The 15,975-nt window shown below is 63.5% G+C and carries 16 protein-coding genes; 7 read left to right on the top strand and 9 right to left on the bottom strand.

Features of this window, described 5'->3' with window-relative positions:
• Positions 1–39 precede the first annotated feature (39 nt).
• Together ACIP02_RS25610 and ACIP02_RS25615 are read left to right on the top strand one after the other, a co-directional pair.
• On the top strand, positions 40–966 hold the full coding sequence (locus tag ACIP02_RS25610) for a LysR family transcriptional regulator (protein WP_400622360.1): 927 nt from the start codon (positions 40–42) through the stop codon (positions 964–966).
• A gap of 194 nt (positions 967–1,160) precedes the next feature.
• Positions 1,161–2,324: a cysteine desulfurase family protein gene (locus ACIP02_RS25615; RefSeq protein WP_400622362.1), complete on the top strand. Its 1,164-nt coding sequence runs from the start codon at positions 1,161–1,163 to the stop codon at positions 2,322–2,324.
• A gap of 7 nt (positions 2,325–2,331) precedes the next feature.
• Here the strand turns inward: ACIP02_RS25615 and ACIP02_RS25620 are convergent, their stop codons facing one another.
• The 3 genes from ACIP02_RS25620 to nfsB all read right to left on the bottom strand — a co-directional run bounded on the left by ACIP02_RS25620 (position 2,332) and on the right by nfsB (position 3,969).
• A complete protein-coding gene (locus tag ACIP02_RS25620; protein WP_400622364.1) occupies positions 2,332–2,769 on the bottom strand; it encodes an RES family NAD+ phosphorylase in 438 nt (145 codons plus the stop codon).
• Complete coding sequence (locus ACIP02_RS25625) at positions 2,766–3,215, bottom strand: antitoxin Xre/MbcA/ParS toxin-binding domain-containing protein (RefSeq protein WP_016487684.1); 450 nt, start codon at positions 3,213–3,215, stop codon at positions 2,766–2,768. Before ACIP02_RS25625 ends, ACIP02_RS25620 begins: the two co-directional genes overlap by 4 nt.
• Positions 3,216–3,315: 100 nt before the next feature.
• A complete protein-coding gene (gene nfsB / locus ACIP02_RS25630) occupies positions 3,316–3,969 on the bottom strand; it encodes an oxygen-insensitive NAD(P)H nitroreductase (protein ID WP_400622366.1) in 654 nt (217 codons plus the stop codon).
• A 103-nt stretch (positions 3,970–4,072) separates the two neighbouring features.
• Between nfsB and ACIP02_RS25635 the strand changes: the two genes are divergently transcribed.
• From ACIP02_RS25635 to ACIP02_RS25645, 3 genes are read left to right on the top strand one after another with little or no spacing between them, the layout of a single operon-like run.
• Entirely contained in the window at positions 4,073–4,996 is a 924-nt protein-coding gene (locus tag ACIP02_RS25635; protein WP_400622368.1) for a LysR family transcriptional regulator, read from the top strand.
• Between the two features lie 48 nt (positions 4,997–5,044).
• Positions 5,045–5,875, top strand: a complete 831-nt coding sequence (locus tag ACIP02_RS25640; protein WP_400622370.1) for an AraC family ligand binding domain-containing protein — start codon at positions 5,045–5,047, stop codon at positions 5,873–5,875.
• Between the two features lie 49 nt (positions 5,876–5,924).
• A complete protein-coding gene (locus tag ACIP02_RS25645; RefSeq protein WP_400622371.1) occupies positions 5,925–6,509 on the top strand; it encodes a LysE family translocator in 585 nt (194 codons plus the stop codon).
• Between the two features lie 121 nt (positions 6,510–6,630).
• On the opposite strand, the gene ACIP02_RS25650 is transcribed toward ACIP02_RS25645, so the two are convergent.
• The 4 genes from ACIP02_RS25650 to ACIP02_RS25665 form a co-directional block, all read right to left on the bottom strand.
• Complete coding sequence (locus ACIP02_RS25650) at positions 6,631–8,727, bottom strand: putative bifunctional diguanylate cyclase/phosphodiesterase (protein WP_400622373.1); 2,097 nt, start codon at positions 8,725–8,727, stop codon at positions 6,631–6,633.
• 348 nt (positions 8,728–9,075) lie between these two features.
• On the bottom strand, positions 9,076–10,011 hold the full coding sequence (catA, locus tag ACIP02_RS25655; RefSeq protein WP_400622386.1) for a catechol 1,2-dioxygenase: 936 nt from the start codon (positions 10,009–10,011) through the stop codon (positions 9,076–9,078).
• Between the two features lie 43 nt (positions 10,012–10,054).
• A complete protein-coding gene (gene catC, locus ACIP02_RS25660; protein ID WP_400622375.1) occupies positions 10,055–10,345 on the bottom strand; it encodes a muconolactone Delta-isomerase in 291 nt (96 codons plus the stop codon).
• Between the two features lie 138 nt (positions 10,346–10,483).
• A complete protein-coding gene (locus ACIP02_RS25665; protein WP_400622377.1) occupies positions 10,484–11,605 on the bottom strand; it encodes a muconate cycloisomerase family protein in 1,122 nt (373 codons plus the stop codon).
• A gap of 135 nt (positions 11,606–11,740) precedes the next feature.
• Here ACIP02_RS25665 and catR point away from each other — a divergent pair, with 135 nt between their 5' ends.
• Positions 11,741–12,613 carry an HTH-type transcriptional regulator CatR gene (gene catR, locus ACIP02_RS25670; RefSeq protein ID WP_400622379.1) on the top strand — a complete coding sequence of 291 codons (873 nt, stop codon included), beginning with the start codon at positions 11,741–11,743 and terminating at the stop codon, positions 12,611–12,613.
• Between the two features lie 126 nt (positions 12,614–12,739).
• Here catR and ACIP02_RS25675 read toward each other — a convergent pair whose 3' ends face one another.
• On the bottom strand, positions 12,740–14,146 hold the full coding sequence (locus ACIP02_RS25675) for an amino acid permease (protein ID WP_400622380.1): 1,407 nt from the start codon (positions 14,144–14,146) through the stop codon (positions 12,740–12,742).
• Between the two features lie 75 nt (positions 14,147–14,221).
• Complete coding sequence (locus ACIP02_RS25680; RefSeq protein WP_400622382.1) at positions 14,222–15,253, bottom strand: histone deacetylase family protein; 1,032 nt, start codon at positions 15,251–15,253, stop codon at positions 14,222–14,224.
• Between the two features lie 123 nt (positions 15,254–15,376).
• On the opposite strand from ACIP02_RS25680, the gene ACIP02_RS25685 reads away from it, so the two are divergent.
• On the top strand, positions 15,377–15,859 hold the full coding sequence (locus ACIP02_RS25685; RefSeq protein ID WP_400622384.1) for an Lrp/AsnC family transcriptional regulator: 483 nt from the start codon (positions 15,377–15,379) through the stop codon (positions 15,857–15,859).
• The last annotated feature ends 116 nt before the right edge of the window (positions 15,860–15,975 follow it).

Below are 15,975 nucleotides of genomic sequence, written 5' to 3' on the forward strand. Positions count from 1 at the left end.
TATATGATCGAGCCATAATTCCAACAAAGAGCGGCGCCCATGAACCTCAGCAAGGTCGACCTCAACCTGTTTATCGTGTTCGATGCGATCTACACCGAAGCCAACCTGACCCGCGCCGGGCAGATTGTCGGCATCACCCAGCCAGCCGTGTCCAACGCCCTGTCGCGGTTGCGCGAAACCTTCAACGACCCGCTGTTCGTACGCACCGCGCAAGGCATGGTGCCCACGCCCATGGCGCAGAACATCATCGGCCCGGTACGCAATGCCCTGGCGCTGCTGCGCACTTCGGTGCAGGAAAGCCGCATCTTCAACCCGCAACAGGCCAACAAGACCTTCCGCATCAGCATGACCGACCTGACCGAGGCGGTCATCCTCCCGCCGCTGTTCCAGCGCCTGCGCCGCCTGGCACCGGCGGTGCTGATCGAAAGCTTCCTGTGCAAGCGCCGCGAGACCACCAAGGAACTTGCAGCCGGCCGCCTGGACTTCGCCATCGACGCACCGCTGAACACCGACCCGCAGGTGCGTCACGTCAAGCTGATGCAAGACCGCTACGTCTGCGCCTTGCGCCAGGGCCACCCGCTGGCCGACAGCAAGCTGACCCTCGACAGCTACCTGGGCATGACCCATATCCATATTTCCAGCCGCCGCAACGGCCTGGGCTATGTCGACCTGGCCCTGGGCAAGATGGGCGTGCAACGCAAGGTCGCTTTGCGTTCGCAGCACTACCTGATGGCCTCGCAGGTGTTGCAACAGACCGACATGGCGATGACCGTCCCCGAGCGCTTCGCCCGCCGCCATCAACTGCGCTATCACCCCCTGCCGGTGGAAATCCCTGCGTTGGAAACGCACCTGTACTGGCATGAAAGCACCGACCAGGACCCGGCCAACCGCTGGATGCGCGAGCAGATTACCGAGCTGTGCGAGCGAGTAGTGGCTGAGGAAGAAAGGGCCTTGGAGCCTGCTTGAAGCCATTGATGAGGGGCTCTTTACTGGCCCCTCATCCTTGCGAGTAAAAAATCCTACGAAAATGCCATTGAATAGAAATATTTTTTGCGCGAGTCCAGTTTAGAGCGGTCGTAAGCGAAAAATATCTCCTAGGCCACGGGTACGCTTACGCCAACGATCGCCGATTTCACGGCGACAGACATGGACCCGCACCAATGCCTAGCGCCCCGCTCTACTTCGATTACGCCGCCACTACCCCGGTCGACGACCGGGTCATCGAAACCATGCTCGCCTGCCTAGGCAGCCAGGCCAACTTCGGCAACCCGGCGTCCAGCGGCCACGCCTTCGGCCAGGCCGCCCGCAATGCCGTGGAGCAGGCGCGCCGGCAAGTGGCCGACCGCATCGGCGCGCAAGCCGACGCCGTGGTCTGGACTTCTGGCGCGACCGAGTCGAACAACCTGGCACTCAAGGGCATTGCCCAGGGCGTTTTCCAGGGCGTAGCGCCCGGCCACCTGATCACCAGCCAGCTGGAACACAAGGCAGTGTTGGACACCGTGGCCGAACTGGAGCGCCAAGGCTGGGCCGTCACTCGCCTGGCCCCCGACGCTGCCGGCCTGATCCAGCCCGCTGCCGTGCAGGCAGCGTTGCGCGCCGACACCCGCCTGGTGTCGCTGATGGCCGTCAACAATGAGCTGGGCACAGTCACCGACTTTGCCACGATAGGCGAACACGTTCGCGCCCATGGCGCCCTGTTGCACGTGGATGCGGCGCAGGCCGTGGGCAAACTGGCCATCGACCTGAGCACAATGGCCGTGGACCTGATGTCGTTTTCGGCGCACAAGGTGTATGGGCCAAAAGGTATCGGTGCGCTCTACGTGGGGCCGCGCGCCCGCCCATTGATGCGTGCACAGATGCACGGCGGTGGCCATGAACAGGGCCTGCGTTCCGGCACACTGGCAACCCACCAGATCGCCGGCATGGGCAGCGCTTTTGCACTGGCCGGCCAACCCGGCGACAGCGAGCACCTGCGCCTTGCGCAACTGGCCAGGCGCCTGCGCGAAGGCTTGCTGGCCTTGCCCGGCGTCACCCTTAACGGCTGCGCCAGCCAACGCATCCCCCATACCCTGAACCTGTGTATCGACAGCAAGGGTTTCAACAGCGCAGCACTGGCCAGCGAGCTGGCGCTGTCGACCACTTCGGCCTGCAACTCGGCAAGCAATGCGGCCTCGCATGTGCTGTTGGCACTTGGGCTGGATGAGCACCAGGCACGCAACAGCGTGCGCTTGAGCATCGGCCGTTTCAGCTCCGACACAGACGTAGAAAAGGCACTTGAAGTGTTTGGCCGGGTATTGGCATCGGCATCCGCAGCATTGTGGTAGTGACGCGTCAGAACAAGCGGCTGTCGGGGGTGAAATCCTCGACCTGGATCGTCGCGCGCTGCGCCTGCGGGTGGCGTGGGTTGAACAGGTAATTGGTGGTACTTGGCATGATTGCGCTCGGCACCGGGAGCAGCAATGCCGAACAGTCATCCAGAAAGCGGTTGCCCAGGCCGCGGGTCAGTTCCGTCTGCGCAGACCAGCCGGGCTGCAAGGCGGGCAACTGCGCTTGCGATACCGTGTCGGGCAACTCGATGCGGATAAGGCGCATGGTGGTGGGGAAGTCCTCCGGGTCGATTTCCAGGTGCACCAGCACCTCGAGCATGGCCCCCGATGGGCTGGTGGCGGCATACACCACCGGCCGCCCCGCCTGGTGCCAGCGGCCGCTGACACGCAAGCCGCCGGTACCGCTAAGGTCTGCATAAGCGCTGATACGCCATAGAATCACAGGCCAAAGCCCTCGGCGATCTGCAACAGCATCTCCTCGACCTGGGTGGTACCTTGCTGGGTGGTTAACATCTGCATGGGCGTCAGCCCCGAAAAACGCTCCTTGGGCTTGGACAACCAGCGCTTGGCCTTGTCCGCTTCGCCGAACACCGCTTCAGCCATCGCGGTGATGTGCGCCGAGCGGAACAGCCTGTCGCTTTCTTCCACAGTCAGCGGCTGGTCACGTTCGATGCGCGTTTTCAGGGTGCGCAGGGGAATGATCTGATCGCGCTCTACCGGCGTGAACACACCGCGCTCGGTCAGTTTCACCAACCAGGTGGCGGCAAAACCATGGGTGATACGGGTGTGGATTTCAAAATCACTGGCTAGTTCAGGGATTTCCAGCAGCGCCTGTAGGCGCGCCCGGTACTCGTGGTAACCGTTGTCGCGAAGCACTTCGGCAAGCATGGCATGCTCCTCATTCGGCGTTTGCCGACAAGTATGCGGCATACACCGGAATTTGCAAACCACTTGGGAATGCCAGGGACGCTATGCGGCCCCGGCAATCTCACAGGAACGTAAACACCTGCTCCGCCGGTAACCGCGATTTGCTCAACCCAGCATTGAAGTCGCTTTCACTGCGATACCCCAGGCTGAGAATCACCACACTGGTAAACCCACGCTCACGCAACCCCAGTTCGGCGTCCAGCAGCTTGCTGTCAAAGCCCTCGATCGGCGTCGCATCCAGCCCATGTGCCGCGGCACCGAGCAAGGCAGTGCCCAAGGCCAGGTAGGTCTGTTTCTCCATCCAGTGCTGGGCGTCCTTCTGATCGAAGCGGTGCAGGTCCACATAATGACGACGGCTCTGGTTCTGCGCCGCACGCCCTTGCTCGTCACGGAAACGCCCGTCAGCAGCTTCTTGGTCGAGCACACCGTTCAGGTGCGCCTCTGTCATCTCGGTGCGGGTGCAAAACACGATCACGTGCGAGGCATCAAGCAGCTTCGGCGTGTTGTAGGCATAACGCTCCGTGGTGCTCTTGGCCAGCCGTGCCTTGCCTTCTGCGCTGTCGGCGACAATGAAGTGCCAGGGCTGGGAATTGACTGACGACGGGCTGTGCCGCAGCTGTTCAAGCAGGGCATCGACAGTGGCCTGGGGAATACGGCGCGAGGCATCGTAGGCTTTGGTGGTGTAGCGGCGCTTGGCTAGCGAGACGGTATCCATGTAACAACTCCGGAATGAACAGTGGATTTGTCGCGCATCTTATCTTTCCGGTAGAAAAGAAAAACCGGCACAATGCAGCAACACTTTCATCCTTGGAGTGAAAATGCTGCGCATCGCCGACCTCGAACTGTTCGCACGCAGCAGTGTGCTGGGCAGCTTCACTGCCGCCGCCCATGAAGCAGGCCTGCTGCCGGGCCAGGTGGCTGCCGCCATCAAGCGTCTGGAGCGTGACCTGGATGTGCGCCTGTTCGCCCGCACCACCCGCAGCCTTCGCCTGACCGCCGAGGGTGAGCGCTATCTGCCTACCGCCCTGAATGTGCTGGAGAGCCTGCGCCAGGGCCATGAAGACTTGCATGGCAACCCGCATACCCTGCGCGGAACCTTGCAGGTATCGGCGCCGTCCGACATGGGCCGCAACATGCTGCTGCCGTGGCTCAGCGCGTTTCGCCGCGAACACCCGGCGTTGCAGTTGCGCTTCTTTCTCTCTGACCAGATTGCCGACCTTAACCGCGACCCGGTTGATGTAGCCATCCGCTACGGCCTCAACCAGGATGCCAATTACATCGCCCTGCCGCTGGCCGCCTGGAACCGCCGGGTGCTGGTCGCCTCGCCCGACTACCTGGCCCGCCACGGCCACCCGCTCACGCCCGATGCCCTGCAGCAGCATGCCTGCCTGCTTTACATGCAGCACAACCGGGTGTACGACAAGTGGCAACTGGGCAACCGCACCGTGCAGGTACGCGGGCCGCTGGTCAGCGACGACGCCGACGTTATCCGCCGACTGGCCATTCAAGGCGAAGGTATCGTCTACAAGTCGTGGCTGGATGTCAGCGCCAACATTGCCGCCGGTGAACTGGAAATCGTCCTGCCCGAATTGCTTGGTGAACCGACCCCAGTCACCCTGGTGTGCCCGCATCGCAAACAGCTCACGCCGGCGGTGACACAATTGCACCTGTGGCTGCGCGAGCGCTTCGAACAGCTGCGTGACCGGGCACTGACCAACGGCTGCACAATCGTTCCAGACTGAAGGGGGCCAGTGCGCTAAGGTAGCCATTTACCGCCAAGGCACATTTCAATGAGCAACTGGATCGACTTCAAACAAGATGCCGACACCGGTATCGAGTCGGTCCGTGCGCATTTCGTCGGGCATGCCTACGACCCACACTGGCACGACAGCTTCCTGGTCGGCGTGACCGAACAAGGCGTGCAGCAGTTCAACTGCCGCCGGGTGCGCCACCGCAGCACCCCAGGGCAGGTGTTTCTGCTAGAGCCCGGCGACATCCACGATGGCCTGGCGCCGACCGAAGAAGGCTTTACCTATTCGACCCTGTACCTGGAACCGGCCTGGCTCGACCAGCAACTGCGGGCGCTGTTCGAGCAGGCACCCGGTGACAGCCTGCCCAGTTTTGCCGATACCCTGTGCCACGACGAACACCTGGCCCGGGCCACTGCCCTCGCCTTCCGCGCCGTGCATGATCAGGACTTGCGCATCGTCCGGCAAACCGCCACGGACGACCTGCTCACCTGCCTGACCCGCCACCTGCACTGGCGACGGCGTATCAGCCCCGACCCGCGCCTGCCGCTGACCGCGCAGCGTGCGCGGGACTTCCTGCACGCCAACCTGGAGCGCGACATCGGCCTGGAAGACCTGGCCCTGGCCTGCGGCATCGACCGCTTCCGCCTCACCCGCGCATTCAAGGCTGCATTCGGCATTGCCCCGCATGCCTACCTGATCCAGCTACGTCTGGCCCGGGCGCGGCGCCTGCTTGCCCAGGGCCAGGCGCCTGCCGAAGTGGCCGTGGCCTTGGGTTTTGCCGACCAGAGCCATTTGGGCCGCTGGTTCCGCCGCGCCTATCAGCTGACCCCGGCCGGCTACCGCAAGCGCTGCTCAAACCTTCCAGACTAAGCGCCTGCAAGCCGCGAACATGGTGCTTCGGTTTCCGGAGCGTTTGACCATGTCGCAGTCGTTGTTGCCCTTTATCCTGTTCGCCCTGGTGTCCAGCATCAGCCCGGGGCCGACCAACCTGTTGATCCTTGCCCACGGCGCCCGACAAGGCCTGCGTGCAAGCCTGGCACCGATCTTGGCCGCCTGTGGCGCGGCGGCAGCGATCGTGCTGCTGGTCGGGCTGGGGCTGGGTGAGCTGTTGCTGCGTCACCCGCTGGCGCAACAGCTGATGAGCTGGGCCGGGGTACTGTGGCTGAGCTGGCTGGCGTGGAAGACGCTGCGCAGTGCCGCCGCCCCACTGCAGACGGACTCGGCGCAAGGTTTTAGCGCCTTCAGCGCCGCCTCGTTGCAGGTGGTGAACCCCAAGGTGTGGATGATGGCCGTGGCGGTGGTCGGGGTGTTTGCTGCGCCGTCGCTGCCGGTGTGGCAGCTGGCGCTGGTGTTCTTGCTGATTGCCCTGCCGTGCATGGCAGCGTGGGCGGTGTTGGGGGTGGGTAGCGCGCGGTGGTTGCAGGCACCGCGGCGGTTGCGAGTGTTCAACCAGGTGTTGGCAGTCGTTTTACTGGGTTCTGCTTGGGCTGCCGTTCTGGCTTGAGCCCTCCACAAAGGTACTGCTTCTGTCTCTTCATCCATGCAGATCGGCCGCATGGGCTTCAAGCCCTTTGCACTACCTGTGGGAGCCTGGCTTGGGCAATACAAGGCCCTCACGAAGGGCTCTAGCGCGGCATTACCACCTGCTTCAAGCGCTCGCTCGCCGGTGCCGGCCGCCCATACAGGTAGCCCTGAAAGTGCGAACACCCCTCCGCCGCCAGCCGGCGCATCTGCTCTTCCGACTCAACGCCTTCGGCCGTGGTCTTGATCATCAGGCTGTTGGACAAGTCGGTAATGGCGCGGATGATCGACATCGCCTCACGGCTGTCGCACATGTCATGCACGAACGACTTGTCTATCTTGATCCGGTCGAACGGGAACGACCGCAGGTAGCCCAGCGAGGAATACCCGGTGCCAAAGTCGTCCAGCGAAATCGACACGCCCAGGTCCTTCAGCGCGCGCAAGGTCCGCACGTTCTCGTCGCTGTTGCCCAGCAGCACCGACTCGGTAATTTCCAGCTCCAACCGTTGCGGCGCCAAGCCCGAGTCGGCCAGCGCCAAGGCGACGATGTGTACCAGGTTGCCATTCTTGAACTGCACTGCCGACAGGTTGACCGACACCGTCTGCTCACTGCCCCAACTGGCCGCCTCCTGGCAGGCCAGGTTCAGCGCGCGAGTACCGAGTTCGTGGATCAGCCCGGTTTCTTCGGCGATGGGGATGAAGTCCATAGGCATGACCATGCCGCGGGTGGGGTGCTCCCAGCGCAGCAGCGCCTCATAACCGGTGACACTGCTGGTCTGCTGGTCGACGACCGGCTGGTAATGGAGCTGCAACTGGCCCAGGTGCAGCGCGGTGCGCAGGTCGGTTTCCACCAGGCGGCGCTGGCGGGCGGCAACGTCCAGTTCGACGTCGAAGCACTCGTAGCGGTTGCGGCCGTTGCGCTTGGCCTCGTACAGCGCCATGTCGGCATAACCCAGCAATTGCTCGGCCTGGTCGTTGTCATCCGGGGCGATGGCGATGCCGATGCTCACCCCCACGCTGAACTGGTGCCCCTCGATCTGGAACGGCGGGTAAATGGCATTGATCAGCCGTTGCGCAGTGTTGCAGGCCGCGTCACGCCCTTCCAGGCCAGTCAGCACCACGGCAAACTCGTCACCGCCCAGGCGGGCCAGGGTGTCATGTTCGCGCAGCTCGCGGCGCAGGCGCTTGCCCAGGGCACGCAGCAGCTTGTCGCCAAAGGCATGGCCAAGCGAGTCATTGATGTTCTTGAAGTTGTCCAGATCAAGGCACAGGGCGGCGGTCAGCTTGTCGTGCTCGCTGCCGCGCACCAAGGCCTGGCGCAGGCGTTCGTTGAACAGCGTGCGGTTGGGCAGCCCGGTGAGCGCATCGTGGTGCGCCATGTGGTGAATCTGCGCGTGGGCGGCCAGCTCTTCGGTGGCATCTTCGGCCACGAACAGCACGTAGTCGGCCTGGCCCTCGCGGTTCTGGCTGAGCAAGGTACGGCTGCGCAAGGTGCGCGGCCCGCGGGCGGTATCGACGCGGGTTTCGGCGGCATGGCCCTTGGTGCTGCGGGCACCGCGCGCCAGTTGCTGCTCCAGAAACTCGGCCGCAGCCGGTGCCAGGCAGGCGCCGGGCAACTGGCCGATCATGCTGCGTTGCGGCCCACCGAACAGGCGTTCGGCCTGCTGGTTGGCCAACAGGATGCGCTGGCTTTCCAGGTCCTGGACAATGACACTGGCAGGAATGTTGGCAATCACCGAATCGAGAAACTGCGACAACTTGGCCATTTCCTGGCTGTACTGCTCGGCCAGCTCCTTGGCCTGCAGCAGCTCCTGTTCCTGCTGGTGGCGTTCGGAGATGTCACGGGTCACCTTGGCAAAACCCACCAGTTGCCCGGCATCGTCGTACACCGCATCGATCACCACATGGGCATGGAAAGCCGAGCCGTCCTTGCGCAGGCGTGAACCGACTTCCTCGAAGCGCCCGGTGTTGCGCGCCTGCTCCAGGTTAAGCCCGGGCAACCCGGCCGCACGTTCGGCATCGCTGTAGAACAACGAGTAATGCTGGCCAACGATTTCATCAGCCAGGTAGCCCTTGGCGCGCTGCGCGCCGGGGTTCCAGTTGGCGACGATACCGTCGGGGGTGAGCAGGTAGATGGCATAGTCCGCCACGCTCTGGATCAACAGCCGGTACATGATGTCGGGGCTTGCGACTAGCGACATGAACTTTACCTGAGCCTTCGAACGGCATGAAAAGAGACCCCGGCAAGCGCTGGCCGGGTCTTGGTTAGCGTTGATGGCATTATGCCGCTCATGGCGCTTTTGTGAAGTGGATCACAAAAATGCTCGCTATTGCTTTTTCAAGACGAACGAAAGCGGGCAACCCTCAACGACGGGCGCCGGCTATCAGGAAATTGAGCAGTTCCCAGTGGGCAGCAGCGCGATGGGCTGTAGGGTGCGGGGCACCGGCAAAAAGGCGGATGCTAGATCACGCGCCTGCGCCAGTAAAAAGCCCGGGCCCTCCCCGCACGGAAAGGCCCAGGCAAAAACACAGCGGATGAAGGCTGAAACTCAGCCCTTCTGCAAGGCACGCGGACGCTGGCTTCGCGCCTCGGCCTCGGGCGCGCTGGCCGCCTGCAGGTGGAAGTCAAACGCCAGCTCGGCAAAGCGCTCGCCCTGCACACCACGGTCACGCGCCGCCGCGGCATCGTCGACAAAGCGCAGCTCGCCGATCAGCCCGTCACGGGTGGCGTAGGCAAAGTCGTCCCACAGGTACTGGTCACCGGCAAAGTTGATTTGCGTGGTCAGGTGGCGGTGCCCCGGCGCCGAGATGAAGAAGTGCACGTGCGCCGGGCGCTGGCCGTGGCGGCCAAGCTGGTCGAGGCATTCCTGGGTCGGGCCCTGCGGGTCGCAACCATAGCCCGACGGCACGATCGAGCGCGCGCGGTAGCGGCCATCGGCATCGGTAATGATACGGCGGCGCAGGTTGTACTCGGACTGGCTCGAATCAAAGTACGAATACGTGCCCCGGGTGTTGGCGTGCCACAGGTCGACGGTAGCACCCGCCAGTGGCTTGCCGCCAGCGTCGAACACCTGGCCCTGCAGGAACATCACCACGCCCGGGTCGGTACCGTCGTCCATGCGCGCTTCACCTTGCGCTAACGGTGCGCCAGCAACGTACAGCGGGCCTTCGATGGTACGCGGGGTGCCGCCGCTCAAGCCAGCCTCGGCATCCTTGGCGTCCTGCAGCAGGTCGATGAAGTGCTCGATACCCAGCCCCGCAGCCAGCAGGCCTGCCTCGTTACGGCCGCCCAGGCGGTTGAGGTAGTCAACGGCGTGCCAGAACTCGTCCTCGGTGATTTCCAGGTCTTCGACCAGGCGCGCGGTGTCTTGCAGCATGCGCCGGATGATCTGCTTGAAACGCGGGTTGCCTTCGGCATGGTCCAGGCCAGCGACCTGGTTGAAGAAGGCCTGGATGTCGGCAGTGTGGGAAATTTTCACGGTCAAGGTGTTCACCTCATATTGTTCTTGTCAGGCAGATAGGTGCTAATCAGCGGTCGTCGCTGTGGACCGACGAGGGGTGTCGGCACAGGCCGTCGACCTCGATGTCCATGTAGGGGAACAGCGGCAGCTGCATCAGCGTGTCGTGCAGCGCTTCTACGCTCGGCACATCAAACACGCTGTAGTTGGCGTAGTGCCCGGCAATGCGCCACAAATGGCGCCAGGTGCCTTCGCGCTGCAGGCGCTGGGCCAGTTCTTTTTCATTGGCCTTGAGCTGGGCGGCCTTGGCCGGGTCCATGTCGACCGGCAGTTTCACGGTCATCTTCACGTGGAACAACATGCTGATATCTCCTTGTTCTGCTCAGTTTCGAACGCTGTAGGAGCGGCTTCAGCCGCGAACACCGGCATGGCCGGTGCCATCCACCGCGTCGCCTGCTTCGCGGCTAAAGCCGCCCCTACAGGGGTTTTGTGTATGCTTTCAGTGCCGGGCGAAACGCGCCAGGCGCTGCTCGTCCAGGGTCAGGCCCAAGCCTGGGGTACGCGGAATGTGCAGCTGGAAGTCGTGGTACTGCGGCGGCTCGTTGACGATTTCCTCCGTCAGCAGCAAAGGCCCGAACAGTTCGGTGCCCCAAGTCAGCTGGCGCAGGGTCAGGAAGGCATGGGCCGAGGCCAGGGTGCCGATCGAGCCTTCGAGCATGGTGCCGCCGTACAGGGCGATACCGGCGGCCTCGGCGATTTGCGCGGTGCGCAGCACCGCACGCGGGCCGCCGTTCTTGGCGATTTTCAGGGCGAAGATACTGGCGGCGCCGTCGGCGGCCAGGCTGAAGGCGTCTTCAGTACTCTCGATCGACTCATCGGCCATGATCGGCGCCGGGCTGCGCTGGTTCAGGCGCACCTGGCCACCGCGGTTGATGCGCGAAATCGGTTGTTCGATCAGGTCGATGCCGTTGTCGCCGAGTACCTGGCAGGCGCGCAAGGCCTGGGACTCGTCCCAGTACTGGTTGACGTCAACCCGCACGCTGGCGCGGTCGCCCAGCTCGCGCTTGATGGCCACAACGTGCTTGAGGTCCTGCGCCACCGGGTTGGCGCCGATCTTCAGCTTGAACACCCGGTGCCGGCGAATTTCCAGCATGTGCTGGGCTTCGGCGATGTCGCGGGCGGTGTCGCCGCTGGCCAGGGTCCAGGCCACTTCCAGGCTGTCACGCACGCGCCCGCCGAGCAGTTCGCTGACCGGCAGGCCCAAGCGCTTGCCCTGGGCGTCGAGCAAGGCACTTTCGATACCCGACTTGGCAAACGTATTGCCCTTGGCCAGTTTGTCCAGCTTGAGCATGGCGGCGTTGATGTTGTCTGCCGGCAGGCCGATCAGCGCCGGGGCCAGGTGCGCGTCGATGTTGGCCTTGATGCCCTCGGGGCTTTCGTAGCCGTAGGCCAGGCCGCCAATGGTGGTGGCTTCGCCGATACCTTCCACGCCATCGCTGCAGCGAATGCGCAATACCACCAGGGTCTGCTGCTGCAGGGTGTGCATCGCCAGCTTGTGCGGGCGAATCGTCGGCAGGTCGACGATAATTGCCTCTATACGTTCAATCAGCGCACTTGTCATTGTTGCCAGGTCCCGTCAGGTCGGGCTGCCAGTGGCAGGCCCGAATGGTGCATTTACTTGATTGTTCAAGGATTGCGCGACACCCTGACCAGCGTCCAATATCAAATGAATCTCCCACCATACCCTGGAGGTCTGATGGAGCTGCGCCACCTGCGTTACTTCAAGGCTTTGGCAGAGACCCTGAACTTCACCCGTGCTGCCGAGCTGCTGCACATCGCCCAGCCACCGCTAAGCCGACAGATCAGCCAACTGGAAGAGCAGCTTGGCACCCTGCTGGTGGTGCGCGAACGCCCGCTGCGGCTGACCGAGGCCGGTCGCTTTTTCTACGAGCAGACCTGCACCGTGCTGCAGCAGTTGCAGAACATCAGCGACAACACCCGGCGCATTGGCCAGGGCCAGCGCCAGTGGCTAGGCATCGGCTTTGCGCCTTCTACCCTCTATACCGTGCTGCCGGAACTGATCCGCGAGCTGCGCCAGGACAGTGAGCTGGAATTGGGCCTGAGCGAGATGACCACGTTGCAGCAGGTGGAAGCGCTGAAGAGCGGGCGCATCGATATTGCCTTCGGGCGCATTCGTATCGACGACCCGGCCATTCACCAGCAGGTGCTGTGCGAAGACCCGCTGGTGGCCGTACTGCCCAAGGGCCACCCGCTGGCGGGCAGCCCGCTGAGCCTCGCGCAGTTGGCCGGCGAAGCGTTCATCCTCTACCCGGCCAACCCGCGGCCCAGCTATGCCGACCATGTACTGGCGCTATTCGCCCACCACGGCATGAGCATCCGTGTCAGCCAGTGGGCCAACGAATTGCAGACCGCAATCGGCCTGGTGGCAGTCGGTGTCGGCATCACCCTGGTGCCGGCGTCGGTGCAGCAGCAGCACCGTACCGATATCGAGTATGCCGGCCTGCTGGACAGCGGTGCCGTCAGCCCGATCATCCTCAGCCGACGCAAGGGGGATGTGAGCCCGATCGTGCAGCGTTGCCTGGCGTTGATCGAGCAGCAGACAGCATGACCAATTCATGCCTGCGCCGCGGTCCCTGTGGGAGCGGCTTTAGCCGCGAACACCGGCAAAGCCGGTGCCATGCACCGTGTTGGATGCTTCGCGGGTAAACCCGCTCCCACAGGGCAGGTAGTTTGCTCAGGTGCGAGGCTCGCTGCGCCGGCGGTAGGCCAGCAACAGGAACACAAACCACAACGGCATCACGCACAGCGCCAGCCGAGTATCCGGTTGCAGCGCCAGCAGCACCAGCACGAAACCGAGAAAGCCCAGGGTCACTACCGCCGTCACTACCCCGCCCGGCAACTTGAACTGCGAGGCCTGGTGCGCGGCCGGGTTGCGCTTGCGGTAGGCAAGGTACGCCGCCAGGATCATCGACCAGGTGAAAAGCACCAGAATCGCCGACACCGTCGAGATCAGCGTGAACACCGTCATCACCTCGGGAATGATGAACAACAGGCTTAAACCGATCAGCATGCACACCCCGGAAAACAACAAGCTGTACAGCGGCACGCTGAGGCTCGACAGCCTGGCGAAGAAGCCCGGTGCGTTACCCCGCTCGGCCAGGCCGAACAGCATCCGGCACCCTGAGTACACCCCGCTGTTGGCCGACGACGCTGCCGACGTCAGCACCACGAAGTTGATCATGCCGGCCGCCGCCGGGAAGCCGGCCAGCAGGAACAGCTCGACGAAGGGGCTGCGGTTGGCCGGCACCTCGGCCCACGACACCACGCTGATGATGCACACCAGTGCGAGGATGTAGAACAACAGGATGCGCAGCGGGATGGTGTTGATCGCCTTGGGCAGCGAACGGTGCGGGTTCTTGGCTTCGGCTGCCGTGGTGCCGATCAGTTCGGTGCCGGCAAACGAGAATACGGCAATCTGGAACCCGGCAAAAAAGCCGCTGATGCCATGCGGCAATACCGCGCCGGGTGCGACCACGTTGGACAACGAGGCAACCACCCCGTTGGGCGAGGTGTAGGACGTGGCAATCATCACTGCCGCCGTGATGATCAACAGGACGATGGCGACAATCTTGATGATGCCGAACCAGAACTCCACCTCGCCAAAAATCCGCACCGCCAGCATGTTCAAGCCCAGCAGTACGAACAGGGCCATGAACGCTGGCATCCAGGCCGGTACATCGGGGTACCAGTACTGGAAGAACCCGGCCACCACGACCACATCGCCGACCACCGCGACGCTCCAGCTCAACCAGTACGACCAGCTCAGTACAAAGCCGGCACGCGGGCCCAGGTAATGGGCGACGATGTCGGCAAACGACTTGAAGCGCAGGTCGGACAACAGCAGCTCGCCCATGGCCCGCATGACGAAGAACACGAAGAAGCCAAGAATGGCATAGACCAGCAGGATCGAGGTGCCGGACAGCGCGATCACCTTGCCCGAGCCCATGAACAGGCCGGTACCGATGGCGCCACCGATGGAAATCAGCTGGATATGGCGGTTTTCCAGCGTGCGTTGCAGGTGCCCGTCACGGGCGGGCACTGCGGGTTTGCCTTGCTCAAGGCTTGCGGACATGTCTTGCATGGGCGACCTCTTGTTATTGTTGGTCTGCTTGTCGTACTGCGCCGTGGCCCAACGGGCCACGGCCTGGCGCGCAGGTCAGCGTGCGTTTTCGAAGCCTTGCAGGGTGTTCACCGCGTTGATGCCGATTTCGTCCACCATGTAGCCGCCTTCCATCACGAACAGGGTCGGAATGCCGGCACTGGCAATTTCGGCGCCCATGCGCAGGAAGTCTTCACTGGTGAGCTTGAAGTGGCTGATCGGGTCGTCTTCGAAGGTATCGACACCCAGCGACACCACCAGGAACTCGGGCCGTTGTGCGACGATGCGCTTGAGCGCGTCCTGCAGCGCCAGCTGGTACTGCGCCCAGACCGTGCCCTTGCCCAGCGGATAGTTGGCAGTGAAGCCCTCGCCCGCCCCTACACCCTGCTCATGGGCGTAACCGGAAAAGTACGGGTAGGACACATGCGGGTCGCCATGCAGCGAAGCGAAGAACACATCGGGGCGGTCGTAGAAGATGTTCTGCGTGCCGTTGCCGTGGTGGAAGTCCACGTCCAGCACGGCCACGCGCTTGGCGCCCTGGCTCAGGCAGCGCTCGGCGGCGATGGCGGCGTTGTTAAGGTAGCAGTAACCGCCCATGTACTCGCGGGCCGCGTGGTGCCCTGGCGGGCGGCACAGGGCAAAGGCGCTGTCGGCGCCATCAATAATCCGCTGCATGCCGGTTAGCGCGACGTTGGCGCTGCTGCGCACGGCCTCCCAGGTGCCCGCGGTAATCGGCGCACCGGCGTCCATGGCATAGAAGCCCAGCTTGCCATCGATGAAACCGGGCTCACGGTCGATGGCCAGGTCGCGCACCGGCCACACCAGGGGCAACGCATCGTGGGTCTTGCCGGTGGCGGCCCACTCCGACCAGGCATTTTCCAGGAAGCTCACGTAGCGCTCGCTGTGCGCTGCCACGTAGCAGGCGCGGTCGAAGGCCTGTTCCGAAATCACATCACCCAGGCCGGTACTTTGTACCCGGGCCAGCACGGTTTCAGCGCGCCGGGGGTTTTCAAACGAGGGCGTTATCGCGCCGTCCTTGAGTTCCGAGCCATGGTGCAAGCGGTGGTTGTTGCTAAAGACTGTCAGCACGCGAATGTCCTTTTTCAAGGGGTTACCGGATAACCAATTTTCGCGACATTTCTCTGAAAATACTTTGCTTTATGCTCAGTCAAACCGGATGCTTGAGCAAAACATTCACAGGACCAGCCACCTATGAGCAAAGCTTTTGCTATTGAAGAACTGGACGAAACCGACCGGGAATTACTGCGCCTGCTGCAGAACGACGGCACCCTCTCGAGCGCCGCGCTAGGCGAGCGTTTGGCGATGACCGTGACGCCCTGCTGGCGGCGACGCAAACGGCTGGAAGAGTTGGGCATCATCAAGGACTACCAGGCCAACCTCGACCGCAGGAAACTGGGCTATGACGTGATGGCATTTGCCCAGGTGCGTTTCGGCAACCACTCGGCCGAGGCGCCGGATGCGTTCGAACAGGTGATCCTGAAGCTGCCGCAGGTGCTGTCGTGCCACAAGGTGACCGGCGAGGCCGACTATGTGCTGACGGTGTTGGCGACTGACCTGGAGAGTTATGGGCGGTTCGTGGAAGAGGTGTTGCGCCGGCAGCCCGGGATTGCCTCGATCCAGTCGAGCCTGGCGTTGCGCGAGGTCAAGGCGGTTTCGCGGATACCCGTTTCCTGAAACCCGACGCGGTCTGCTTTGTGTAGGAGCGGGGGGGGGGGGGGGGGGGGGGGGGGGGGGGGGGGGGGGGGGGGGGGGGGGGGGGGGGGGGGGGGGGGGGGGGGGGGGGGGGGGGG

The organism is Pseudomonas sp. NPDC089408 (assembly GCF_044749445.1).
GTDB lineage: Bacteria > Pseudomonadota > Gammaproteobacteria > Pseudomonadales > Pseudomonadaceae > Aquipseudomonas.